This window comes from Baekduia sp., assembly GCF_035996765.1.
GTDB lineage: Bacteria > Actinomycetota > Thermoleophilia > Solirubrobacterales > Solirubrobacteraceae > Baekduia.
On the sequence record NZ_DASYJG010000035.1, the window covers coordinates 100,558 to 122,917 of the forward strand.

Below are 22,360 nucleotides of genomic sequence, written 5' to 3' on the forward strand. Positions count from 1 at the left end.
CATGCACTACCGACGGCTGTCATCGTCTTCCGCGATGGCCGACGCGCTGCTCTCGATGGTCGTGATCCGCCACGGCGAGACGACGCTCAACGCCGCCGGGCGCTACACCGGCCAGCTCGATCCGCCGCTGACGGCGCGCGGGCGTGCGCAGGCCGTCGCGCTGGCGCCGCTGGTTGCGGGTGCCTTCGACCGGCGCCTGCACTCGGGCGCGCAGCGCGCTGCCGACACGCTGCGGATCGCCTGCGACGCGGCAGGACTGCACGGCATCGAGCTGGTCGCCGACCCGTGCTGGCGCGAGCGCTCGTTCGGGATCCTCGAGGGCGAGCCGGCCGGCGGCTGGACGCAGCCGGCCGACCTCGACGCCGCGCCGCCGGGTGGGGAGAGCTACCGCACCATCGGGCTGCGGGTCCTAGCGGCGCTCGATGCGCTGCGCGCCGACGCGCTGCGTGAAGGCCGGCCGCTGCGCGTCCTGCTCTGCGCGCACTCCGGCGTCCTGCGCATGCTCGCGGCGATCGCCGCCGACGCGCCCGACGTCGCCGCCATCCTCGGGCCGGGCACGCCCAACGGCGCGGCGCTGGAGCTGACCTACGCGGCGCCGGCGATGCCGAGGTTTCTCTCCTCCTCGCCGAGCTGACGCAGCGGCGGGCGCTCGAGCACCGGGACGTCGCGCACCGCGCCACCGTCCCACGGCTGGACGAGTCCTGCCGGCACGGCTTCAGAACTGCCGGGCGCGATCCGCGCCTGGACCGCGCAGAGCACGGCGAAGGCCATCGCGCCGAGCTCGCGCAGCGGCTGGTGTCGGTTCTGGCGTGTGCCGAGCTGCGCCTCGGCGAGACCTTCGAGACCCACGTGGCGCAGCGCGTCGATCAGCAGCGCGATCTCGATTCCGTAGCCGACCGGGAACGGCAAGGCCTCCAACAACGTCCGGCGGGCGGCGGTCTCGCCGGCCAGCGGCTGCTCGAAGCCCGCCAGCTCCGGCACATGGAGGTTGAGCAGCGGCCGGGCCATCAGCTCGGTGACGCGGCCGCCCTCTCCGTCGCGAACGGTCTCGCCATCACGGAACGGCCGCGCGAAGGCGCCCTTCACAAGATGAACATCCTGGTCTTCGAGCAGCGGCCCGAGCAGGCCGAGCAGGTGGCGCGGGTCGGGGTCCTCGGTGTCGGCGTCGAGGAACGCGACGACGTCGCCGGTGGTCGCGTGCAGGCCACGCCACATCGCATCGCCCTTGCCCTGGGCCGGGCCGTGCTCGGGGAGGAGGTCGTCTTGAGCGACGGCGCACGCACCCGCGTGCGTGGCGCGGGCGATCGTCGCGTCGGTCGAGCGACCGTCAACCACCAGCACTTCGTCGATCAACCCCATCGTGACGAACGGCATCACCGTCAGGCGCAGCACGGCGCCGACGGTCGCGGCGCAGTCGCGAGCGGGCACGACGACCGAGATGGTGGTGTCGCCCTTGGCCTCCAACAACCGCTGTGCCGTGTAGGCGCGGCCGTCGTAGCGGCGGCGCGCGAGCCAGTCGCCGAGCTGGAGGTCGCGCGCCAGCCCGCGCGGCGCCCGGCCATGGGTGCGCGCCGAGGTGCGGACGGAGACGGCATCGGAGCGGACGATGCGCCAGCCGCCGGCAGTCAGCCGCTGACCAAAGCCTTCGTCCTCCAGCGCCGTGACGGGGTCGATCCCACCGACGGCGCGGTAGGCGCGCGCGGTCACACCGAGCGACGCGCCGGAGAAGAAGTGGTGCTCGGCGCTCGGGTCATCAGCGAGCACCGCGGTCAGCCGGACACCCGCACGCTGCTCGCGGCGCAGCAGCGCGGCGGCCGGCAGCGCGGCGGCGTCGATGGGGTCGAGCTCGATGCGCCCGCCGATGGCGTCGGCGCCCGCGTCGACGAGCGCCAGCTGCGCGGCGAGCCAGTCGGGCGCGACCGCGCTGTCGGCGTCGGTGCAGGCGATGAGCCCGTCGGGCTCGATCTCCGACAGCCGGTCGCAGGCGAGGTCCATCCCGTGGCGGCGGGCGGCGCCGACGCCGGGGGCGGGGCTGTGCTCGACGTGCAGCGGGAGGCCGGTGGCGCGCGCCGTGGTGCGAGCGACCGTCTCGGTCGCGTCGGTGCAGCGATCCAGCACGAGGATGACCTCGAAGGTGACAGCGGGGTGGAGGCCGCGCTGGGCCGCCAGCGCGCGCAGGCAGCGCTCGATGTGCCCGGCTTCGTCGCGGGCGGGGATGACGACGACGGCGCGGAGGTGGCTCACGGCGCTGACGCTCCCTGCGCGATGAGCCGCTGACCGGTCTCGTAGTCGGGATCGCGGTCATGGGTGAGAACGCCGACGCACCTGCCCTGTGCATCCGCGTACCAGGCGGTGAACGCCCCGCCGCCGTGGTCGACGAGGTGCGTCGTCTTGTAGCCGTCGCCCCACGCGGCGTACTTGATGGTGTCGGTCCCGATCGTCGACCAGAAGCCGGGGACGGTGTCCCAGACCGCTTCACGTCCGGCGGCGCTGGCGCCCGCGATCTCGCCTTGGGCGAGCGCGTCGCCCCAGTGCTCGACGTGCAGCGGCCGGCCGGCGATGGCGTGCTCGGCATGGCAGCAGTCGCCGCAGGCCAGGACGCCCGGGGCGCTCGTGCGCATGGCCGTGTCGACCGCGATCTCGCCGCCGTCGGCAAGGGTGAGTCCCGCCTCGCGGGCGAGGGTCGTGTCGGGCGCGACGCCGCCCGCGAGCAGGATGAGGTCGGCGTCGACGGTCGATCCATCGGAGACCTGCGCGCGCAGGTCGGGGTCGATGACGGTGAGCTCGCACCCGTACTGCGTCTCGACCCCGGCCTCGGCCAGCCACCTGGCGAGGCGCGCCGCCACCTCGTCGCCGAGCCGCTGCGCCTGCGGTGCGGGCTCCTGGCTGACGAGCGTGACGGCGCAGCCGCGTAGCCGCAGCGACGCGGCGGCCTCGCAGCCGATGAAGCCGGAACCAAGGACGAGGACATGCTTCGCGGGCGCGGCGGCGGCGCGCAGCGCGAGCGCATCGGTGACGGTGCGCAGCAGGTGCACGCCGTCGCGGTCGGCGCCGGGGATCGGCGGTCGCACGGGCTGCGCACCGGTGGCCAGGATGCAGTGGTCGTAGGTGATCTCGCCGGCTCCATCCGCGAGGCTGACCCGTCGGTCCTCGGGATGCAGGGAGCGCGCGATGTCGTGGCGGACCGTGATCTCCCGCTCGTCGTAGTACGCGGGGTGCTCGGCGAGCGGTAGCGCTTCGGGCTCCAACTTACCGCGCAGCAGCTCCTTGGAGAGCGGCGGGCGCTCGTAGGGTGCGCGACCCTCGCCGGCCAGCAGGATCACCGCGCCGGTGCCGTCGGCCGCGCGATACGCGGTCGCGGCGCTATGTCCGGCAGGGCCACCGCCGACGACGAGCAGCGCGCAGGTGCTCATGGCACGCGCTCCATGACGTCCAGCCGGAAGCCCTCGGTCGGGGCCACATCGAGCCGTCGCAGCGTCGGCACCGCGGCCAGCGCGGCCCCGACGTCGGCGGCGCTGCGGCACAGGTCCGGCGCGGTGCCGGTCCAGTGCACGGCCACGCAGCGACCGGTGGGCACCAGCGTGCGCGGCAGCCAATCGAGGACAGCGTGAAAGGCAGCGCCGTCCAAGTAGTACAAGATCTCGCTGGCGACGACGAGATCGAGAGGCCCGTCCGGCAGACCGTCGGGCAGCGTGGCGACACGCGCCTCGGCGCCGGGGAACGGCGCGAGCCGTCGCTGCGCCTCGGCGACCGCGGTCGGCGCGCCATCAAGGGCGAGCAGCCGCTCGCAGTGGCGGGCGAGCGCGGCGGCGAGCAGGCCGGTCCCGGCGCCGAGGTCGCAGACCGCGGTGAACGGTCCCTCACCGCAGGCCGCCAGCGTCCGCTCGCGCTTGTCGGACTCATAGGGGTCGGTCAGCGTGTCCCAGGGGTCGGGATCCGCCTGGTAGCGCTCCTCGAAGTCCGCGGTCACCGCCGCTCCTCCAACGCCGCGCGCCCAGCGCGCGCGACGATCGGCTCCAGCCGGTGCTGCAGCAGGAAGAGCCGCAGATCGCGCGCGGCGCGATCCAGGGGCGCGGCGGCGGCCGCGGGGCGTGAGCCGGTCGCGCGCTCGGCCTCGTCGAGGATCGCGCGCGCGGCATCGGCGATCGCGGCCCGCGTCTGCGTGGCGGTGCGCGCGGCTTCAACCACACTCGGCGCGTGGGCCAGCGCCGCCGCGGCGTCCTGCAGCCACAGGTCGATGCCGTGCTGCCAGGTCAACAGCCGTCCGGCGGCCAGCGCCTCGAGCTCAGAGCTCTGCGGCCGGGCGGCGAGGTGGCGCAGCGCATCCTCCACTGCGGCGTCGGCGGCGCCCGCCCAGGTCGCTGCGGTCCGCACCGCGTCGCGTGCGAACCACGGCTGCTGGGCCAGCGCGCCGGGCGGCCCGAGCACCGCGAGCACCGGCGCGCGGTGGAAGGTGACGCGGTGGCTGGCGGACGAGTGCATGCCGGCGCCGCGAAACCAGCGCCGGTCGACCTCGACGGTGCCGGGCGCCGTGAGGTCCACCCACGCGGCCGACGGCGGCTCGGCGCCATCGGGATCGGCGACGAGCACGAGCGCGCGATCCAGGCCGCCGGCGCCCGAGCAGAAGAGCTTGGTCCCGGAGATCGTCTCGCCGTCCAGGCGCGCGGGCGTGCCCTCGTCGGGCCCGGGGTCGGCGCCCCAGACGCCGGCGCGCAGCCGGCCGGCGGCGATGGCGGTCAGCTCCCGGTGGCGCAGCGCGGCGGGCGCCTGGACGCGCAGGCGCTCGACCGCGTTGAGGTGGCCGTCGAGGATGCGGGCCACGCCCGCGTCGGCGCGCGCGACCTCGCGCAGCAGCGCCAGCTCGTCGGGGTAGCCGGCGACGGTGGGTCCGGCGGTGATGCTGGCCAACCCCGCGCGCTCCAGCGCGCCGAACGTGTCGTCGGGGAAGCGCCCCGAGGTGTCGCGGTCGCGGTCGGCCGCGCCCGCGGCGACGAGCGCCAGCGCGTCGGGCCTGCTGAGGCGGTCGAGGTGGAGGTCGGCCCTGCCTGCGGTCCTCATGCCAGGAGCTCCGGTTCCATGCCGCGGCTACGGGCCAAGGCGACCAAGGGATCGATCAGCGCCACCGTCTCCTCGCAGCCGCTGCGCGTTGCGCCCGGGCCGAGGCCGTCGTGGGCCAGGACGATCGCGCCATCCTCGATGGCGGGCGCGACCGCGGCCAGCATCGTGTCGGCCGCATCGCCGCGCCAGTCGTGCGTGTCGGCGTTCCAGCCGACGAGGCGCAGCCCGCGCGCCGCGGCGGTCGGACGGGTCCATGCCGCCTCGACGCCCCAAGGCGTCCGCCAGATCTCCGGTCGCACGTCGAGCCGCTCCAGGACGCTCAGCGCCCGGTCGAGATCTGCAGCCCCCGCCTTGGCGTCGAGCTCGGTGTGGCGCACGTGCTCATAGGCGTGCACGCCGACCGCATGGCCTTCGGCGCGGGTGCGCACGATCAACTCGGGGTGCGCGGCGGCGCAGGGACCGAGGACGAAGAAGGTCGCACGGGCGTTGGTGGCGCGCAGCGCGTCGAGAACCGCGGGCGTCCACCGCGGATCCGGACCATCATCGAAGGTGAGCGCGAATCGGCGGGGTATGCCATTGGCGCTACCCGAAGCCGGCGCCTGGAATTCACGAATTGCGCGGGGCAAAGTGATCGGGGTCGGCGCGCTCCCAGTCCACCGCCCACTCGGCGGGCGGCTCGTCGAGCAACTGGTCGGGCGCGAGCCACTCGTACAACTCGGCGTAGCTGCGCGAGGTGATGTGGTCGACGCGCCGCATCAGGTTGTGCGGGGTGACGGCGCCGGGATCACGCAGACCCATGGACCCCAACATGCGCTGCGCCTCGGCGACCGTCGCGCGCTGGTAGCGCTCCACGCGCTTGGACTTGTCCTCCACGTCGAGCGCGCGGGCCCGCTTGGGATCCTGCGTGGCGACGCCGACCGGGCACTGGTTGGTGTGGCAGCGCTGGGACATGATGCAGCCGGTGGCCATCATCATCGCCCGCGCGGCGTTGGTGTAATCGGCGCCTTGGGCCAGGCGCTTGACGATGTCGGAGCCCGTGGCGACCTTGCCGCTGGCGCCGATCCGGATGCGGTCGCGCAGGCCGGTGCCGACCAGCGCGTTGTGCACCATGATGAGCCCCTCGGTCAGCGGCGTGCCCATGTGGTCCTCGTACTCGGCGGGCGCCGCGCCCGTGCCGCCCTCGGAGCCGTCGACGATGATGAAGTCCGGTGCCGTGCCCTCCTCGAGCATGGCCTTGCAGATCGCCAGCAGCTCGTGGCGTGCGCCGACGCAGAGCTTGAAGCCCGTGGGCTTGCCGCCGGCGAGCTCGCGCAGGTGGGCGATGAAGCGGATCAGCTCGCGTGGGGTGGAGAAGGTGCGATGGCCCGGCGGGCTCACGCAGGTCTCGCCTTCCGGGACGTCGCGTGCGTGCGCGATCTCGGTCGTGACCTTCGGGCCGGGCAGGACGCCGCCGATGCCGGGCTTGGCGCCCTGGCTCAGCTTCAAGGACACCAACTTGACCTGGTCGTGTGCGGCCTTGTCCCGGAACTGGGCTTCGTCGAAGTCGCCGTCCTTGGTGCGCGCGCCGAAGTACCCGGTCCCGATCTCCCAGACGAGGTCGCCGCCGTGGAGGTGGTGCTCGGTCAGACCGCCCTCGCCCGTGTCGTGGGCGAAGCCGCCGGCGGCCGCGCCGCGGTTGAGCGCGGTGATCGCGTTGCCCGACAGCGCGCCGAAGCTCATGCCCGACACGTTCAACAACGCCATGTCATAGGGCTTGGTGCAGTCCGGCCCGCCGATGCGCACGCGCGGCGGCTCCTTGGGCGGGTCGAGCGGCGCGGTGGAGTGCAGCAGCCACTCGTAGCCGGGTTCGGCGACGTCGCGCTCGGTGCCGTAGGCCTGCTCGTCCTTCAGGCCCTTGGCGCGCTCGTAGATCGCGGTGCGCGTGTCGCGGTCGTAGGGGCGCCCGTCGTAGTTGCGCTCGATGAAGTACTGCTGCAACTCGGGCCGGATGGTCTCCATCGCGAAGCGCAGGTGGCCGATGATGGGGTAGTTGCGCAGGACGCTGTGGCGGCGCTGGAGCAGGTCGTAGGCGCCGACGAGCACCGGCACGGCGAGCACGGCCGCGACGGCGATCCAGCCGGGCGCGGTGGTGGTCACCGCCAGCGCGAGGGCAGCGGCGAAGAGGACGACGGCGGTGACGTGGGCGGCGAAGCGCATCCGCCGCCGTCTACCCGCCCGCGGCCCCGGGTAGGCCTGCGCCATGGCGAAGACCACCGCGCAGTTCATGCTGGAACGACTGGCCGACGATTGGGGCGTCCGGCGCGTGTTCGGCTATCCGGGCGACGGGATCGGCGGCCTCACCGGCGCCTTTCACCACGTCGGCGACCGTCTGGAGTTCACGCAGGTCCGCCACGAGGAGATCGCCGCCTTCGCGGCCTGCGCCCACGCCAAGCTGACCGGCGAGGTCGGCGTCTGCCTGGCGACCTCCGGCCCGGGCGCGATCCACCTGCTCAATGGCTTGTATGACGCCAAGCTCGACCACCAGCCGGTCGTCGCGATCGTCGGCCAGCAGGCGCGGATGTCGCTCGGCTCCGACTATCAGCAGGAGGTCGACCTCGTCTCGCTCTTCAAGGACGTCGCGGGCGCGTTCGTCCAGGTCTGCACGGTGCCCGAGCAGGCGGCGCACCTGATCGACCGCGCGATGCGGATCGCCAAGGCGACGCGCGCGCCGACCTGCATCATCGTGCCCAACGACGTGCAGGAGCTGGAGTACGTGGCGCCGCCGCGTGCCCACGGCGCGGTGCCGTCCTCCAGCGCGGCGATCCGCAAGCCGGTCGTCGTGCCCGACTCGATCGCGCTGGCGGAGGCCGCCGCGGTGATCAACGCCGGCGAGCGCGTGGCGATCCTCGTCGGCGCGGGTGCGCGCCGGGCCTTCCCGGAGATCGCCGAGGCGGCGGAGCTGCTCGGCGCGGGCGCGGCGCGTGCGTTGAACGGGCGCGCGGTCCTGCCCGACGACCTGCCGTGGGTGACCGGCTCGATCGGGCTGCTCGGGACGCGACCGTCGTATGACCTGATGGAGGGCTGCGACACGCTGTTGATGGTGGGGTCGAGCTTCCCGTACAGCGAGTGGCTTCCTGAGCCCGGCAAAGCACGCGGCGTGCAGATCGACCTCGACGCGAGGCTGATCGGCACGCGTTACCCGATGGAGGTCAACCTCGTCGGCGACGCCGCCCAGACGCTGCGCGCGCTGTTGCCGCTGCTGGAGCGCAAGCCTGATCGCTCCTGGCGCGAGCAGATCGAGGCGGGCGTCGCCCGCTGGTGGCGGATCCTGGAGGAGCAGGCGCAGATCCCGGCCGACCCGATCAACCCGCAGTTGGTCTTCCACGAGCTGAGCCCGCGCTTGCCCGACGGCGTCGTCCTCACCGCCGACACCGGCTCGGCGACCGACTGGTGGGCCCGCCATCTGAGGGTGCGGGCGGGGATGGACGCGATCGTCTCCGGCACGCTGGCCTCGATGGGGCCCGGCGTGCCCTACGCGCTGGCGGCCAAGATGGCCTTCCCGGACCGGCCGGTGGTGAGCGTCGTCGGCGATGGTGCGATGCAGATGTTGGGGATGAACGCGCTGATCGACATCGCGCACTACGCCAAGGCGCAGAAGTGGCCCGACCAGCGCGTCGTCATCTGCGTGCTCAACAACCATGACTTGAACCAGGTCACCTGGGAGCAGCGCGTGCTCTCGGGCGACCCGAAGCTCGACGCCTCTCAGGTGCTGCCCGACGTCGACTACGCCGGCTACGCGCGGTTGCTCGGGTTGCACGGCGAGCGCGTCGAGTCCCCGGAGGAGGTCGGCCCAGCCTGGGACCGCGCCCTGGCCGCCGGCCGGCCGGCGGTCATCGATGTGCTCACCGACCCGGAGGTCCCGCCCCTGCCTCCACACATCTCTTTCGAGCAGGCCAAGGCCATCACCCACGCCATCGCCGCCGGCGACCCGGCGGCGCCGCGGTTCATGAAGCAGTCGCTGCGGGGGAAGCTGGCCGAGCTGCTGACGCGCTGATGGCGCGTGGCGCGTGCGGTGAGCGACAGCATCAACAACGCTGGGCGCAGGGTGTTTGGGCGTTCAGCGCGACCGGGGTCGGGGTGTGCGGCGTGGTCTGTTGGCACCGAGGGGGCGAGCGGGATCGGTGGCTCGCGGCGCTGGCTCGTCATCCGTCGGCGCCCGGGTCGGCGGCTCGGTGTGCGTTTGGCAGACGGCTGGCATCTAGACATTGACGTTCAACGTCTAAGTGCCATCCGTGATGCGGGACGTCTGGTGGTGAATTATTGATCACGAGGCGACCCGGACCTCGACCGCGCGCGATCGCCGGCCGTGGCCCCGGCGGCGTTGGTGTCTCGTGACAGCTTCCTCGCCGTTCCGACACGAATCGCGCGACGCTCGTTGGCGGCGCGAGCGCGTTGAACCGAGGAGGCGATCCGTGATGTCGACATCCGAACGCGAAGCGGAAGCGCGGTGTTCGGTGCCCACACGAACCGAGCTCAGATCGCAGTGCACAACTTTCACCCAACGCTCGGCACCACGACGACTGAGCGCGAGCGGAGCGGAGGTGGCGATCATCACGGAGACGCCGACCAGCCAGCCACGCCCCGCATCACGGCCAGGACGTCTACCGCGGGCCGGGCCGAGCGGCAAGAACCGCAAGGCTGGGCGCCGGCGTTGCCGCCGACGCCCAGGGTGCTAGCCCTTGACGGCGTTCTTGAAGGCGCTCGCGGCGCTGAACTTCGGTGCCTGGGAGGCGGCGATCTCAATCGTCTCGCCGGTCTGCGGGTTGCGGCCCTGACGGGCGGAACGCTGGGCGACGGTGAACTTGCCGAAGCCGGCGATGGCGACTTCGTCGCCTGCCGCTACACGAGCGGAGACGATGTCGAAGACCGCCTCGACCGCGCGCTTGGCGTCGGCGCCGCTCAACTCGGTCTGCTCGGCGACAAGCGTCGTGAGGTCCGTCTTGGTGATGTTGGCCATGAGGCTTCTCCTGTCTGTGCGACGGCGTGATGCCGGAATCGAGTTGGACAGGCTCGCAGACGGGGAGGCCGGAATGCGTGTCGGAGGCCGTCTAAGGCGCTATTTCCGTCAGTGTGCGGGCCTCGAAACGCCCAATTCGACGCAAAAAAGCCCGATTTGACGGCCCGTCAGCGGGTTTCCGGCGTGGATCAGCGGCGTTCTGGCATGCCGTCGGGGCCGTCGCCGGGCATCAACCAGGCCGACATCCGGTCGTTTCTGCCCAGCAGCGTGGCCCGCTGCAGGGCCGTCGTGCCGTAGCGGTCGCGGATCGCGTCGAGCGTCACATCCAGCGCCGGCGGGGGCTGGCCGTCGACCGCCAGCTCGAGCTGGACGCCGCCGTCGGCGCGCTCCAGGTTGGTGATCGAGACGCCGAGCAGCGTGAGCCCCTGGCGGCGGATCGTCTCGCGCTCGGCGGCCAAGAGCGCCCGCAGGGTGATCAACACCGTCGCGGTCGCCGCCGTGGGCCGGGGCAGCGTCTTGGAACGTGTTGCGCGGCTGAAGTCCGAGAACCGCATCCGCAGGACGACCGTGCGCCCGACGCGCTCGCCGCGACGCAGCCGGCGCGTGACGCGATCGACCAGCGCGATCGCCACCGCGTCGAGCTCCTCCGGCGTGCGCCGGCGCGAGCCCAAGGCGCTCTGCGAGCCGATCGAGCGCGGGCGGGCGGGATGGGTTCGCCGCACTCTCCGCGGGTCGCGGTTGTGGGCGATCGCGTGGAGCTTGCGCCCCGCCGCACGGCCGAGGATCGTCATCAGCACGCGCTCGGGCAGACCCGCGAGCTGGCCGACCGTGACGATGCCGTGCTCGCGCAGCCGCGCCTCGGTGGCCGCGCCGACACCCCAGAGCCGCCCGACCGGCAGCGGATGCAGGAACGCCAGCTCCTCGCCCGGTGCGACCATCAACAGCCCGTCGGGCTTGGCCGCGCTGCTGGCAACCTTGGCCAGGTGCTTGGTCGTCGCGACGCCGACGCTGATCGGCAGGCCGACCTGCTCACGAATCTCGCGCCGCAGCCGCCGCGCGATGACCTCCGGCGTCCCGCTGATCCGCTCCAGCCCGCTGACATCGAGGAACGCCTCGTCGATCGAGACCGCCTCGACCACCGGCGCGGTGCGCTCGAAGATCGCAAAGACGTCACGGCTGGCCTGCACGTAGGCCGAGAACCGCGGCGAGACGACGATCGCCTCCGGGCACAGCCGTCGCGCGCGGGCGCCACCCATCGCCGACCGCACGCCGTGCGCCCGCGCTTCGTAGCTGGCCGCCAGCACCACTCCCGACCCGACGATCACCGGCCGGCCACGCAACCCCGGATCGTCTCGCTGCTCGACGGCCGCGAAGAAGGCATCGAGGTCGGCGTGGAGGATCGATGCCACAGTGGACACGAACGTATGTTCGCACCGTGACCCTCCGAGAGCAAGGTGAGTCAGTCGCTCACCGCAGGGCGTACCCGACGCCGCGCGTCGTGTGGATCGCCTCGGTCGCGCCGGCCTCGCGCAGCTTGCGGCGGATCCGGGCGAGGTAGGCATCGAGCGTGTTGTCGTGGACGATCGCACCGTCGGGCCAGCCCGCGGCGACCAGCGCCACGCGGCGCACGACCTCGCCGGGCCGGGCGGCCAGCGCGGCGAGCAGGCGGAACTCGGTGGGCGTGAGCGTGATGACGGCCTCGCCGTAGGTGAGCGCGTGGGCGGCGGGGTCGAGGCGCAGGCGCGGCGTGGCGCCGTTCTCGCTCTCCTGCTCGGCCGCCGCCGCCGGCGCGCGCCGCAGCAGCGCATGGACGCGGACGAGCAGCTCAGCGAGCGCGAACGGCTTGGTCAGGTAGTCGTCGCCGCCGGCGTGAAAGCCGCTGAGGCGATCGGTCAGCGCATCGCGTGCGGTGAGAAACAGGACCGGCGACGTGACGCCGCGCGCCCGTAGCGCCTGGCAGACGTCGCGCCCGTCGGCGTCGGGAAGGCCGACATCGAGCACGAGCACGTCGGGCGGGTCGTCGCCGAACGCCGCGACCGCGTCGGCGCCCATGGCGGTCGCGCGCACGGTCAGGCCGTCGCGCTCCAGCGCCTCGCGCAGCACGCCGCGTAGCTCGTCGTCGTCCTCGCAGATCCCGGCCGTCGCGGTGAGCGCCATCGGTGAGGTGATGGTAGGGGGCGGCGGGGCGGCCCACTTCGGCGTCGAGGGACGACTGAATCTCGTAGAACGAGATCCAATCGTCCCTCGACGCGCGCGGGCGGCGACGACTGGCGCGCAGCGATACAGGTCTGTATCGTCGCGCCTCATGCGCTCGCTCACCTACGCCGGACCGCGGCAGCTCGAATGGCGCGATGCGCCGGAACCGCGACTCGCCGGTGACGGCGAGGCGATCGTCCGTCACATCGCCGTCGCGACCTGTGATCTCGACGCGATGATCGTCGCCGGCGCCTCGCCGTTCCCGGCGCCGTTTGCGCTCGGCCACGAGGGCGTTGCCGAGGTGCTCGACGTCGGCGACGGCGTGAAGACCGTCAAACCTGGCGACCGCGTGCTCGTCCCGTTCCAGATCAGCTGTGGCACCTGCGGCGCCTGCGCGATGGGGCGGACCGGCAACTGCGAGACCGTCCCGCTCGGCCAGACCTACGGCTTCGGCTTCGGGGAGGAGCAGACGCGCTGGGGCGGCTTTCTCTCCGACGCGGTCAACGTGCCGTTCGCCGACGCGATGCTCGTCCGCCTCCCCGATGGCCTGGCGCCCGAGGTTGCCGCCAGCGCCTCGGACAACATCACCGACGCCTACCGCGCCGTCGCGCCGCACCTCGCCGTCCGGCCCGGCGCCCCGGTGCTCGTCTGCGGTGGCGGGCTGTCGGGCTCGATCGGCCTCTACGCCGTCGCCGAGGCGGTCGCGCTCGGCTCCGAAGATGTGCTGTATGTCGACACCGATCCCGGCCGGCGCGCGATCGCCGAGGGCTATGGCGCGCGCACGCTGGACCACATCCCGGATCGCGTGGACACGCGCTTCCCGATCACGATCGACGCCAACGGCACGCGCGAGGGCCTCGCGCTCGCGCTCGGCAGCCTCGATCGCGACGGCGTCTGCACCAGCAGCGCGATCTACTTCGACCCCACCACGATCCCGCCGTTCCCGCTGCTGCCGATGTACGTGATGGGGTCGACCTTCATCACCGGGCGCATCCACGCGCGCCGGGACGCGCCCGCCGTCCTGGACCTGCTCGCCGACGGCACCCTCGATGTCGCGCCCGTCACGACCAAGGTGGTGGCCTTCGACGACGCCGCCGAGGCGCTGACCGAGTCCTACACCAAGCTGGTCTTCACGCGGTGAGCGCGGCGCGGGATCGCGTGCTGGCCACGGCCTCCAAGCTCTTTCACCGCGAGGGCATCCGCGCCGTCGGCGTCGACCGGATCGCGGCCGAGGCGCAGGTCGGCAAGATGACGCTCTACCGGCACTTCGCCACCAAGGACGACCTCGTCGTCGCCGTGCTGGACGGCCGCGACGGCCCGGCCCGCGCCGAGCTCAACGCGGCCATGCAGCACGCCGGCGACGACGCCCACGCCCGGCTGCTGGCGCCATTCGTCATGCTCGAACCGTGGTTCACGAGCCGCGGCTTCCGTGGCTGCCCGTTCATGAACGCCAGCCTCGAGCTGCACGATCCGGGCCACCCGGCCCGCGCCGTCGCCCGCCGCCACAAGGCCGCCACCCGCGACGCCTTCGCTGCCGCCGCCCGCGCCGTCGACACCATCGACGATCCCGAGACGGTCGCCGACCAGCTCGCGCTGCTCTTCGACGGCGCGATCGCCCAGGCGCAGATGCGCGACCCGGCCACCGTCGCGCGCGCTGCGCTCGCGGCCGCCACGGTGCTCACGCGTCCGGCGCGCGCCGCGCCGCAGAGGTGATCTACTTGGGGCAGACATGGACGGCTTGGTGCGCGTGCTGGAGGTCGACCCCGACCTCGGACAAGGGCTCGACCAGCAGGGCTTCGCGGCGGCCAAGCGCGAGCTGGTCGCCGAGACGCTGACGATCGCCCGCGGCGTGTGGGATCTCGATCCCGCTTGGGCCGCGACCGGCGCGGTCATCGGGCTGCTGATCATCGCCGGGGTGCTGGCCCGCGATCTGGTCATCGGCCGGCGCCGGAGCCTGGAGATCCTCGGCCCGGGCGACATGGTGCGGCCGTGGCCGAGCGATCAGCAGTCGGCGGCCGGTGACATCGATCTGCGCTTCAACGCGCTGGAGCCCGTGCGCTTCGCCGCGCTCGACGCGCAGTTCGCCGCGCACGCAGCGCGCTTTCCGCGCGTCATGAGCCAGGTGACCGGGCGCGTGATGGACCGCGCCACCAGCGCGTCGCTGCGGCTGATCGTCCATCAAGTCGTGCGCATCGACGACCGCGTGCTGGTCTCGTTGTGGGGTCTGGCCGAGCGCTTCGGCCGCGTCACGCCCGACGGCGTGCTCATGCCGGTGCCGATCAACCACACCATGATGGCGCGCTTCGTCGGCGCCCAGCGCCCGACGGTCAGCCAGGCGGTAGGGGAGCTGACGCGCCGCGGTGAGGTGCAGCGGCTCGACGACGGCGGCTGGCTGCTGAAGGGCTCGTTTCCCTCCCACGTGTTGCCGGGCATCCGCACCGCCACCTGACCGCAAGTCCCATCGCAGCGCACGGCAATCTGTCCGATCGCGCTTCCAAGTGCGCTTGACCGGGCACTGACAGCGTAGGTTTGAGGCCGCGATGCGGGGAGGGGGCGAGGTAATGGACGACGTTGCACCGGTGCAGGTGCTGGTGGTCGATGATGTCGCGGCTTCGCGCGGGCTGGCCACGATCTGGCTCAGCGATGGGCTGCGCGGCGGCGTCGAGGTTGTCGAGGCCGCGACGCTGGCCGAGATGCGCGCCGCCTGGGCGGCCGAGCGTCCCGACGTCGTCGTGCTCGACCAGCGGCTGCCCGACGGCGAGGGGCTGGAGGGTGCGCGCGAGCTCCTGGCCGAGGATCCCGACGCGACGATCATCCTGCTCACCGGCATGGCCGATCCGGCCTTGGATCAGGAGGCCGAGCGCCTCGGCGTGGCCGACTTCCTGGTCAAGCAGGAGATCGACGGGCCGATGCTGGCCCGGACCGTGCGCTACGCGCTGCGCCGCCGGGACGACCGCCGCCGCCTGCGCCGCTCGGAGGAGCGCTACCGCAACCTCGTCAAGGAACTTCCCGACACCGGCGTGCTCGTCGTCGACGAGCAGTTGCGCTTTGTGATGGTCGCCGGGGCGGCGATCGAACAGGCCGGCCACGACGCCGAGGCGATGGTCGGCCAGAGCGTGGCCGAGGTCTTGGAGCGGGCTGGCCGCCCTGACGTGCTCGATCACTATCGCGATGCGCTGGCTGGGACGTCGAGCGCGTTGGAGAGCGTCTCGGCCAACGGGCGGACCTACCGCACCGCGTTTCGCCCGCTCGGTGCCGAGGCGATGGCCGTCACCTTCGACGTCACCGATCAGCTCGCCCAGGCGGCCGAGTTGCAGCGTGCACAAGCACTGGCGCGGACCGGCTCCTGGCGCTGGGATATCGCGACCCAGCAGATGACGTGGTCGCCGGAGCTCTGCCGGATCTACGGCCTGGACCCGTCGCAGCCGCTGCCGACGTTCAAGGAGTTCCTGTCGGAGCGCGTCGACCCGGCCGATCGTGAGCGCCTCATGGAGGTCACGCGCGCCGCGCAGCGCGATGGCCAGGACGCCGAGCTCGAGATGGTGATCCTGCGCACCGACGGCACGCGGCGCACGCTGCTCTCGCGTGTGCGTGCGGTCCGCGGCGCCGACGGGCAGCTGATCCGGATCGAGGGCATCAGCCAGGACGTCACCGAGCAGCGCGCCGCCGATCGGGCACGCCGCGCCGCCGAGCAGCGCTTCGAGGTCGCCTTCGACCGCGCGCCCAACGGCATGTTCCTGTCCGACCGCGAGGGACGCTTCCTGCGCATCAACGACGCGCTGGCGGTGCTGACCGGCTACCCGCGCGAGGAGCTGCTCGAGCAGGGGCCGCTTGGCATCGTGCATCCCGACGACGTCGCGCAGGTGGTCGAGGCGATCGCGGCGATGGTCGACGGCGACATCCGGCTCGAGCATCGCCTCAACCACCGCGACGGACGCGACGTCTGGGTGTCGGTCAGCGCCACCCTCGTGCGCGACGAGCACGGCGCGCCGCTGCACATCCTGGGTCAGATGCAGGACGTCACCGAGCGGCGCGAATACGAGGCGCGGCTGCGCCATCTCGCCGACCACGATCCGCTGACGGGCCTGCTCAACCGGCGTGGCTTCGAGCGCGCGCTGGATGCGCACGTCGCGCGAACGCGCCGCTACGGCGCGGCGGGCGCGCTGCTGATCGTCGACCTCGACGGCTTCAAGTACGTCAACGACACCCTCGGCCACCATGCCGGCGACCAGCTGATCATCGCCTGCGCCTCGGCGCTGCGCGAGCGGCTGCGCGAGACCGACGTGCTCGCCCGGCTCGGCGGCGACGAGTTCGCGGTGTTGCTGCCGGTCGAGTCCGCGCCAGAGGCGGCCGTGGTTGCCAGCGCCCTGGTCGAGATCGTCCGCCAACGCGCGCGCGGCTTCGGCGACCAGCAGGCGGGCAACGTCACCGCGTCGATCGGCGTGGCGGCGGTCGAGGCCGCGACCGTGAGCAGCGGCGAGCTCATGGTCGGCGCAGACCTCGCGATGTACGAGGCCAAGGAGGCCGGGCGCAACCAGTTCGCCGTCTACCACGCCGAGGGCGGCCGCCAGCCGCGGATCCGGGCGCAGATGACCTGGCTGCAGCGGCTGGATCGGGCGCTGGCCGAGGAGCGCTTGGTCCTGCACGCGCAGCCCATCGTGGACCTGCGCACGCGCGAGACCGTGCGCCATGAGCTCTTGTTGCGGATGGTCGGCGACGACGGCGAGCTGATCTTGCCGGAGAGCTTCCTGCCGGCCGCCGAGCGCTTCGGGACGATCACGGCGATCGACCGCTGGGTCGTGGCCGAGGCGATCCGGGCGATGGGGCAGGTCGCCGCCATCGGCGGGCGGCTGCCGCTGTCGGTCAACGTGTCGGCCCGCTCGGTCGGCGACGCCGAGCTGCTCGCGCTGATCGGTGCTGAGCTGACCGCCGCGGGCGTCGAGCCGTCCGATCTGGTCGTCGAGCTCACCGAGACCGCCGCGGTCGCCGACATCCCGCGCGCGGGGGCGTTTGCCGAGGCGGTCCGCGCGCTCGGCTGCGGCTTCGCGCTGGACGACTTCGGCGCGGGCTTCGGCTCGTTCTCGTACTTGAAGCACTTGCCGTTCGACGTGCTGAAGATCGACGGCGAGTTCGTGGCCAACGCGGAGGACAACGAGACCGACCGCCTGGTCATCTCCGCGGTGACGGGGATTGCGCATGGCCTTGGGCGCACCACGGTCGCCGAGTTCGTCGACGACGGGCCGGTGATCGAGCTCCTGCTCGCCCACGGTGTCGACTTCGGGCAAGGCCATCATCTTGGTCGTCCGGCGCCGCTCGAGGAGCTGTTGGCGGCCGCGGGGGTGGCGGCCGACCGCACGCGGGCTGACACGCCGGCGTGACCTCAGGGTGGTTGGCGGCGTTCGATGTTCATGTCCACGCTTCACCGTCTTGTCCTTCTCGCCGCTGCCGCCCTTCTGACGCTGGCCGCCACGGCTCCGTCGACCTTCGCTGACGAGCCCTTCGGCAGCAGCACGCACGGCACCGCGATCGTCGCCGACGCGGGCTATGTGGTCTGGCGCGCCGATGACGGCCGCATTGTCGTCCGCGCGGGCGCCAGCCACGCACAGACGGCGCTGCGGCGCAACCCACCCGCCAGCGCGATCCTCGACGTCGGCGCACGCGCCGGTGGGGAGGGCGCGCAGCTGATCTGGACCGAAGGCTGCTCGACGCGATCGGGCTCCTGCATGGTGCGCGGCGGGCAGCTGATCAGCTCCGGCGTGGTGAAGGCCCGCGTGCTCGCCCACATCCCGTACCGCGGCGGCGGCTCGCCGGCCGTGGCGATCGAGGGCTCACGGCTGGCGTACGCCGTCCACGGGACGACGGGCTCGGGCAAGAGGAAGTCGGCCTGTGACGTGCCGTACGTCCGCACGCTGTCGTCGCACGGCTCGTCGACGCGCAAGCTCGATCGCGGCCACTGCGCGGCGATCTCGCAGCTGGATGTCGGCGACGGCTACGTGGCGATCCTGGCTCATCCCGCCGTCCAGTACGGCTCGGGCGCCACCGAGGCGCGCGTGGTCAAGGTCGGCGGCGGCCACTCGCGGACGTTGCAGCGTGAGGCCCAGGGCGAGGAGTCGAACTTCATCGGCGCGATCTCGCTGGACGGTGGCGCGCTCTACACGGCGCGCGGCGGCATCCGACAGGCGAACGTCTTCACGCGCATTCGGCTCGGAAGCGGCGCGCGGACCGACGTGCGGGCCTTCGTCAACCTCGCCGGCGCGTTCGCCCGCGACGGCGGTCACGACTACTACGCGCAGACCGTCTCGTTCGAGAGCAGCACCGAGTGCGCGTGCATCATCGTCGCCGGTGACGATCCGTTCGCTGTCGCGCAGCGGGTGTTGGCGCCGGAGCTGTCGCTGACCGCCGCGCCGCAGCCCGTGTACGTCGACTCGGCGCCCTCCGCCGTCGCGACGCTGACGCGTCGGACCGTCTCCCGGACCGCCGTCGTGGGTACCGCGCCGGTCGCCGGCGAGCAGGTCGAGCTGCTGTCGACCAACGTCGTCAGCGGCCCGGTGAACCAGCGCGCGCCCGTGCCGACCGGCGCCACGGCGACCACCGGCGCCGACGGCACCGCGACGATCCCGATCCCGGGCACGCCGCGCTGGCGCCTGCTGCTGGCGGCGGCGACGCGGCCGATCGTGCAGGGCGCCGTCTCGATCCCCACCAGCCAGAACCTCAACATCACCACCTACGTCCACATGACCGCGGCCACCACGCGGCTGCCCGACGGCCGGCTGCAGGTCAGCGGCACGATCAGCCCCGCGCAGCCGGGCCGCAAGGTGCGCCTGGACCGCCTGCTGGAGCAGGTGTGCAACCAGCGCCAGTACGGGCCGGTGCTCATCACGCCGTCCTCGGTGGGCGTGCCGGCAGGGTGCTTTGACCGCTGGACGCAGGATCCGGTGACGACCGCGACGGTGAGCGCCGACGGCACCTCGTACACGCTCGATGCCAACGCGCCGGCCGGGACCTACCGCGTGTCCTTGGACTTCGCGGGCGGCGCGGCGGTGTATGCGGGGGAGACGGCGGCGGTCGAGGCGCCGTAGGTCTTGGCGGCTCCTGGTTCGCGGCGTTGGCTGGCCGCTCAGCGTGTGCGGCGTGCGTTCATGGTGGGCAGTGCGGAGCGTTGGTCGTGCTGCGAAGCGGGGTCTGTCGGCACCGAGGGGAGCGAGCGGGGCCGGCGGCTCGACGCGTTGGCTCGTCGTCCGCACGCGCCCGGGCGGGTGGGCCTGTTGGCGGCCGGTATACGTCCGTGAACGGGCCCACCCGGCGCTCCGAGGACCGGCCGAGACGACGTGGGCCTGCTGGCGGCCGGCATGTGTCCGCAGACAGGCCCACCCCTAGTTTGAGCGCCCGGCGGCGCCCCGGTGCGACGATTCGGGGCCGAAATGAGGCGGATGAGATCGAACCCGCGATATGCGCGGGTTCGATGTCGTTCGGTGATCATCAACGCCCGAACGACCTGCGCCCATGCGCCAGCGGACGACAGGTGACGCCTCGAGCCGCCGGCCCCATTCGCTCTCCTCGGTGCCGACAGACCCCCCTCCACAGCACGACCAACGCCGCGCACTGCGCGCCACGGACGCCCGCACCCGACCCTCAATCCAACCGCGATATGTTGCTGCTCCGCCGATGACCGATTCCTCGTCGCAGCAGATCGAGCTGCATGGCCACCCCGTCACCTATCACCAGATGGGCGCGGGGCCGGCCGTCCTCCTCATCCACGGCATCACGTCCAGCTCGCGGACGTGGCGAACGGTCATGCCGGCGCTGGCCGAGCACTACACGGTGATCGCGCCCGACCTGCTCGGCCACGGACGCTCGGCCAAGCCGCGCGGCGATTACTCGCTCGGCGCCTACGCCTCAGGGCTGCGCGATCTGCTCGTGGCGCTGGAGATCCCGCGGGCGACGGTCGTCGGCCACTCGCTCGGCGGCGGTGTGGCGATGCAGTTCGCCTACCAGTTCCCCGAGCGCGTCGAGCGCCTGGCGCTCGTCGACTCCGGCGGCCTGGGCTCCGAGGTCAGCCTCGTGCTGCGCGCAGCGACCCTGCCCGGCGCCGAGTACGTCCTGCCGCTGCTGGCGTCGAGCCCGCTAAGAGGCGCGGGCGCGGCGCTGGGCTCGGTCCTCGGCCGCGTCGGCCTGCGCGCGTCGGCCGACGTCCGCGGCATGGCCGAGGGCTTCGAGTCGCTCGGTGACGGCGACGCCCGCCGCGCCTTCGTGCACACCGCGCGCTCGGTGATCGACCCGGCCGGCCAGCGCGTCGACGCGACTGACCGGCTCTACCTCGCCGAGCATGTCCCGTCGCTGATCGTGTGGGGCGAGAAGGACCACATGATCCCGGTCAAGCACGCCCACGACGCGCATGCCCAGATGCCCGACAGCCGCCTGGAGATCTTCGCGGGCGCGGGTCACTTCCCGTTCAACGACGATCCGGAGCGCTTCGTAGCCCTCTTGCACGACTTCATCGCCACCACCGAGCCGGCCGCGTTTGACGACGACCTCGTCCGCCAGCTCATGCTCCGCCACCGCTCATGAGCGGTCTCGACGCCTACCCGCATCGGATGACGATCCCGACGCGGTGGCACGACAACGACGTCTACGGCCACGTCAACAACGTCGAGTACTACGCGTTCTTCGACACCATCATCAACGCCTACCTCATCCAAGAGGGCGGCCTGGACATCCTGCAGGGGCCGACGATCGGGCTCTGCGCGGAGTCGCACTGCAAGTTCACCGCGCCGCTGGTCTTCCCCGAGCCCGTCGAGGCCGGGATGCGCGTGGGACACCTCGGCACCTCGTCGGTCAGATACGAGATCGGGCTCTTCGGCGACAAGGGCGAGAAGGCCGCGGGGCGGGGCTGGTTCGTCCACGTCTTCGTCGATCGCGAGACGCGCCGTCCGCAGCCGATCCCGGAGGCGATCCGCTCGGCGCTGGAGCGGCTGGCGGCGTGAAGGTCCGCGGCGCCGTCCTGCGGGAGATGGGGCTGCCCAAGCCCTACGTCGACTCGCGGCCGCTGGAGGTCGTCGAGTTGGAGCTCGCGCCGCCCGGGCCGGGCGAGCTGCTGATCCGCGTCGGCGCCGCCGGCCTCTGCCACTCGGACCTGTCGGTCATCGACGGCTCGCGGCCGCGCGTCATGCCGATGGTCCTCGGCCACGAGGCGGCGGGGGAGGTCGTGGAGACCGGAGGGGAGACCCCGGGCTTCACGGCCGGCGACCACGTCGTCCTGTCGTTCGTGCCGACCTGCGGCGCCTGCGGGCCGTGCCGTGCCCAGCGGCCGGCGCTCTGCGAGCCGGGCGCGGCGGCCAACGCGGCGGGCACGCTGCTCAGCGGTGAGCGACGCTGGGCTGGCGTCGGCGACCACGGCGGGCATCTTCACCACCATCTTGGCGTGTCGGCCTTCGCCGACCACATCGTCGTCTCGGCGCACTCGGCGGTCAAGGTCGACGTCGACCTGCCCTACGAGATCGCGGCGCTCTTCGGCTGCGCGGTCCTCACCGGGGTCGGCGCCGCGGTCAACAGCGCGCACGTCGCGCCCGACGACCGGGTCGTCGTCTTCGGGTTGGGCGGCGTCGGCCTCGCCGCGCTGCTCGGCGCGCAGATGGCGGGTGCCGCCGAGGTCGTCGCCGTCGACGTCGTCGAAGAGAAGCTTGAGCACGCGCGCCGTCTGGGCGCGACGCCGATCCACGCCGGCGACGGCGCCGTCGCGGCGATCCGCGAGGCCACCGGCGGTGGGGGCGACAAGGTCATCGAGACCGTGGGCAGCGCGCGCGTTCTGGCCCAGGCCTACGAGGCGACGCGCCGCGGCGGCACCACCGTGACCGTCGGCCTCCCGCACCCCGAGCAGCGGCTCGACATCCAGGCCGTCAGCCTCGTCACCGAGGAGCGCACGCTCAAGGGCTCCTATCTGGGCTCGTGCGTGCCCGACCGCGACATCCCGCTCTTCGTCGAGGCCTACAAGAACGGGCGGCTGCCGGTGCAGGAGCTGCTGACGCACCGGATCGGCCTCGACGACCTGAACGAGGGCTTTGACCGCCTCGCCGCCGGCGCCGCCGTGCGGCAGGCGGTGATGCTGTAGAT

The 22,360-nt window shown here is 72.8% G+C and carries 19 protein-coding genes; 10 read left to right on the top strand and 9 right to left on the bottom strand.

The features are described from left to right. The first annotated feature begins 34 nt into the window (after window positions 1-34). Window positions 35-634: a histidine phosphatase family protein gene (locus VGO10_RS07960; protein WP_327466965.1), complete on the top strand. Its 600-nt coding sequence runs from the start codon at window positions 35-37 to the stop codon at window positions 632-634. Here VGO10_RS07960 and VGO10_RS07965 read toward each other — a convergent pair. Genes VGO10_RS07965 through VGO10_RS07990 form a run of 6 tightly spaced genes read right to left on the bottom strand, consistent with a single transcriptional unit; the run spans window position 586 to window position 7,254 of the window. Further along, complete coding sequence (locus VGO10_RS07965) at window positions 586-2,244, bottom strand: glucosyl-3-phosphoglycerate synthase (RefSeq protein ID WP_327466967.1); 1,659 nt, start codon at window positions 2,242-2,244, stop codon at window positions 586-588. The two genes, VGO10_RS07960 and VGO10_RS07965, sit on opposite strands and share 49 nt — an antisense overlap. Beyond that, entirely contained in the window at window positions 2,241-3,413 is a 1,173-nt protein-coding gene (locus VGO10_RS07970; protein WP_327466969.1) for an NAD(P)/FAD-dependent oxidoreductase, read from the bottom strand. The genes VGO10_RS07965 and VGO10_RS07970 overlap by 4 nt, the downstream gene beginning before the upstream one ends. Further along, window positions 3,410-3,970: a class I SAM-dependent methyltransferase gene (locus tag VGO10_RS07975; RefSeq protein ID WP_327466971.1), complete on the bottom strand. Its 561-nt coding sequence runs from the start codon at window positions 3,968-3,970 to the stop codon at window positions 3,410-3,412. The genes VGO10_RS07970 and VGO10_RS07975 overlap by 4 nt, the downstream gene beginning before the upstream one ends. Continuing rightward, window positions 3,967-5,058 (bottom strand): hypothetical protein, encoded by a 1,092-nt coding sequence (locus VGO10_RS07980; protein WP_327466973.1) that lies wholly within the window; start codon window positions 5,056-5,058, stop codon window positions 3,967-3,969. Before VGO10_RS07980 ends, VGO10_RS07975 begins: the two co-directional genes overlap by 4 nt. Next, window positions 5,055-5,684: a polysaccharide deacetylase family protein gene (locus VGO10_RS07985; protein WP_327466975.1), complete on the bottom strand. Its 630-nt coding sequence runs from the start codon at window positions 5,682-5,684 to the stop codon at window positions 5,055-5,057. The genes VGO10_RS07980 and VGO10_RS07985 overlap by 4 nt, the downstream gene beginning before the upstream one ends. After that, window positions 5,665-7,254, bottom strand: a complete 1,590-nt coding sequence (locus VGO10_RS07990) for an FMN-binding glutamate synthase family protein (protein ID WP_327466977.1) — start codon at window positions 7,252-7,254, stop codon at window positions 5,665-5,667. Before VGO10_RS07990 ends, VGO10_RS07985 begins: the two co-directional genes overlap by 20 nt. A 43-nt stretch (window positions 7,255-7,297) precedes the next feature. Between VGO10_RS07990 and VGO10_RS07995 the strand changes: the two genes are divergently transcribed. Continuing rightward, window positions 7,298-9,091, top strand: coding sequence for a thiamine pyrophosphate-requiring protein (locus VGO10_RS07995; protein ID WP_327466979.1), 1,794 nt, complete (start codon window positions 7,298-7,300; stop codon window positions 9,089-9,091). Window positions 9,092-9,769: 678 nt separating this feature from the next. Here the strand turns inward: VGO10_RS07995 and VGO10_RS08000 are convergent. The 3 genes from VGO10_RS08000 to VGO10_RS08010 all read right to left on the bottom strand — a co-directional run bounded on the left by VGO10_RS08000 (window position 9,770) and on the right by VGO10_RS08010 (window position 12,211). Further along, window positions 9,770-10,045 carry an HU family DNA-binding protein gene (locus VGO10_RS08000; protein ID WP_327467051.1) on the bottom strand — a complete coding sequence of 92 codons (276 nt, stop codon included), beginning with the start codon at window positions 10,043-10,045 and terminating at the stop codon, window positions 9,770-9,772. A gap of 197 nt (window positions 10,046-10,242) precedes the next feature. Beyond that, window positions 10,243-11,472, bottom strand: a complete 1,230-nt coding sequence (gene dinB, locus VGO10_RS08005; RefSeq protein ID WP_327466981.1) for a DNA polymerase IV — start codon at window positions 11,470-11,472, stop codon at window positions 10,243-10,245. A gap of 49 nt (window positions 11,473-11,521) precedes the next feature. Then, a complete protein-coding gene (locus tag VGO10_RS08010) occupies window positions 11,522-12,211 on the bottom strand; it encodes a response regulator transcription factor (RefSeq protein ID WP_327466983.1) in 690 nt (229 codons plus the stop codon). 148 nt (window positions 12,212-12,359) lie between these two features. Here VGO10_RS08010 and VGO10_RS08015 point away from each other — a divergent pair, with 148 nt between their 5' ends. From VGO10_RS08015 to VGO10_RS08050, 8 genes are all read left to right on the top strand, one after another. Then, on the top strand, window positions 12,360-13,391 hold the full coding sequence (locus tag VGO10_RS08015) for a zinc-dependent alcohol dehydrogenase (protein ID WP_327466985.1): 1,032 nt from the start codon (window positions 12,360-12,362) through the stop codon (window positions 13,389-13,391). Continuing rightward, window positions 13,388-13,963 carry a helix-turn-helix domain-containing protein gene (locus tag VGO10_RS08020; RefSeq protein ID WP_327466987.1) on the top strand — a complete coding sequence of 192 codons (576 nt, stop codon included), beginning with the start codon at window positions 13,388-13,390 and terminating at the stop codon, window positions 13,961-13,963. The genes VGO10_RS08015 and VGO10_RS08020 overlap by 4 nt, the downstream gene beginning before the upstream one ends. A gap of 16 nt (window positions 13,964-13,979) precedes the next feature. Beyond that, entirely contained in the window at window positions 13,980-14,699 is a 720-nt protein-coding gene (locus VGO10_RS08025) for a Crp/Fnr family transcriptional regulator (protein ID WP_327466989.1), read from the top strand. 112 nt (window positions 14,700-14,811) lie between these two features. Then, entirely contained in the window at window positions 14,812-17,628 is a 2,817-nt protein-coding gene (locus VGO10_RS08030) for an EAL domain-containing protein (protein WP_327466991.1), read from the top strand. Between the two features lie 30 nt (window positions 17,629-17,658). Further along, window positions 17,659-19,329, top strand: coding sequence for a hypothetical protein (locus tag VGO10_RS08035; protein WP_327466993.1), 1,671 nt, complete (start codon window positions 17,659-17,661; stop codon window positions 19,327-19,329). Window positions 19,330-19,915: 586 nt separating this feature from the next. Further along, window positions 19,916-20,818, top strand: coding sequence for an alpha/beta fold hydrolase (locus VGO10_RS08040; protein ID WP_327466995.1), 903 nt, complete (start codon window positions 19,916-19,918; stop codon window positions 20,816-20,818). After that, on the top strand, window positions 20,815-21,234 hold the full coding sequence (locus VGO10_RS08045) for a thioesterase family protein (protein WP_327466997.1): 420 nt from the start codon (window positions 20,815-20,817) through the stop codon (window positions 21,232-21,234). The genes VGO10_RS08040 and VGO10_RS08045 overlap by 4 nt, the downstream gene beginning before the upstream one ends. Then, a complete protein-coding gene (locus VGO10_RS08050) occupies window positions 21,231-22,358 on the top strand; it encodes a zinc-binding dehydrogenase (RefSeq protein WP_327466999.1) in 1,128 nt (375 codons plus the stop codon). Before VGO10_RS08045 ends, VGO10_RS08050 begins: the two co-directional genes overlap by 4 nt. The last annotated feature ends 2 nt before the right edge of the window (window positions 22,359-22,360 follow it).

Bases quoted from the DNA above. Each gene is read 5' to 3' on its own strand.
- VGO10_RS07960 (WP_327466965.1), top strand. From the start codon at position 35: ATGGCCGACGCGCTGCTCTCGATGGTCGTGATCCGCCACGGCGAGACG.
- VGO10_RS07970 (WP_327466969.1), bottom strand. From the start codon at position 3,413: ATGAGCACCTGCGCGCTGCTCGTCGTCGGCGGTGGCCCTGCCGGACAT.
- VGO10_RS07980 (WP_327466973.1), bottom strand. From the start codon at position 5,058: ATGAGGACCGCAGGCAGGGCCGACCTCCACCTCGACCGCCTCAGCAGG.
- VGO10_RS07990 (WP_327466977.1), bottom strand. From the start codon at position 7,254: ATGCGCTTCGCCGCCCACGTCACCGCCGTCGTCCTCTTCGCCGCTGCC.
- VGO10_RS07995 (WP_327466979.1), top strand. From the start codon at position 7,298: ATGGCGAAGACCACCGCGCAGTTCATGCTGGAACGACTGGCCGACGAT.
- VGO10_RS08010 (WP_327466983.1), bottom strand. From the start codon at position 12,211: ATGGCGCTCACCGCGACGGCCGGGATCTGCGAGGACGACGACGAGCTA.
- VGO10_RS08015 (WP_327466985.1), top strand. From the start codon at position 12,360: ATGCGCTCGCTCACCTACGCCGGACCGCGGCAGCTCGAATGGCGCGAT.
- VGO10_RS08025 (WP_327466989.1), top strand. From the start codon at position 13,980: ATGGACGGCTTGGTGCGCGTGCTGGAGGTCGACCCCGACCTCGGACAA.
- VGO10_RS08030 (WP_327466991.1), top strand. From the start codon at position 14,812: ATGGACGACGTTGCACCGGTGCAGGTGCTGGTGGTCGATGATGTCGCG.
- VGO10_RS08035 (WP_327466993.1), top strand. From the start codon at position 17,659: ATGTCCACGCTTCACCGTCTTGTCCTTCTCGCCGCTGCCGCCCTTCTG.
- VGO10_RS08040 (WP_327466995.1), top strand. From the start codon at position 19,916: ATGACCGATTCCTCGTCGCAGCAGATCGAGCTGCATGGCCACCCCGTC.
- VGO10_RS08045 (WP_327466997.1), top strand. From the start codon at position 20,815: ATGAGCGGTCTCGACGCCTACCCGCATCGGATGACGATCCCGACGCGG.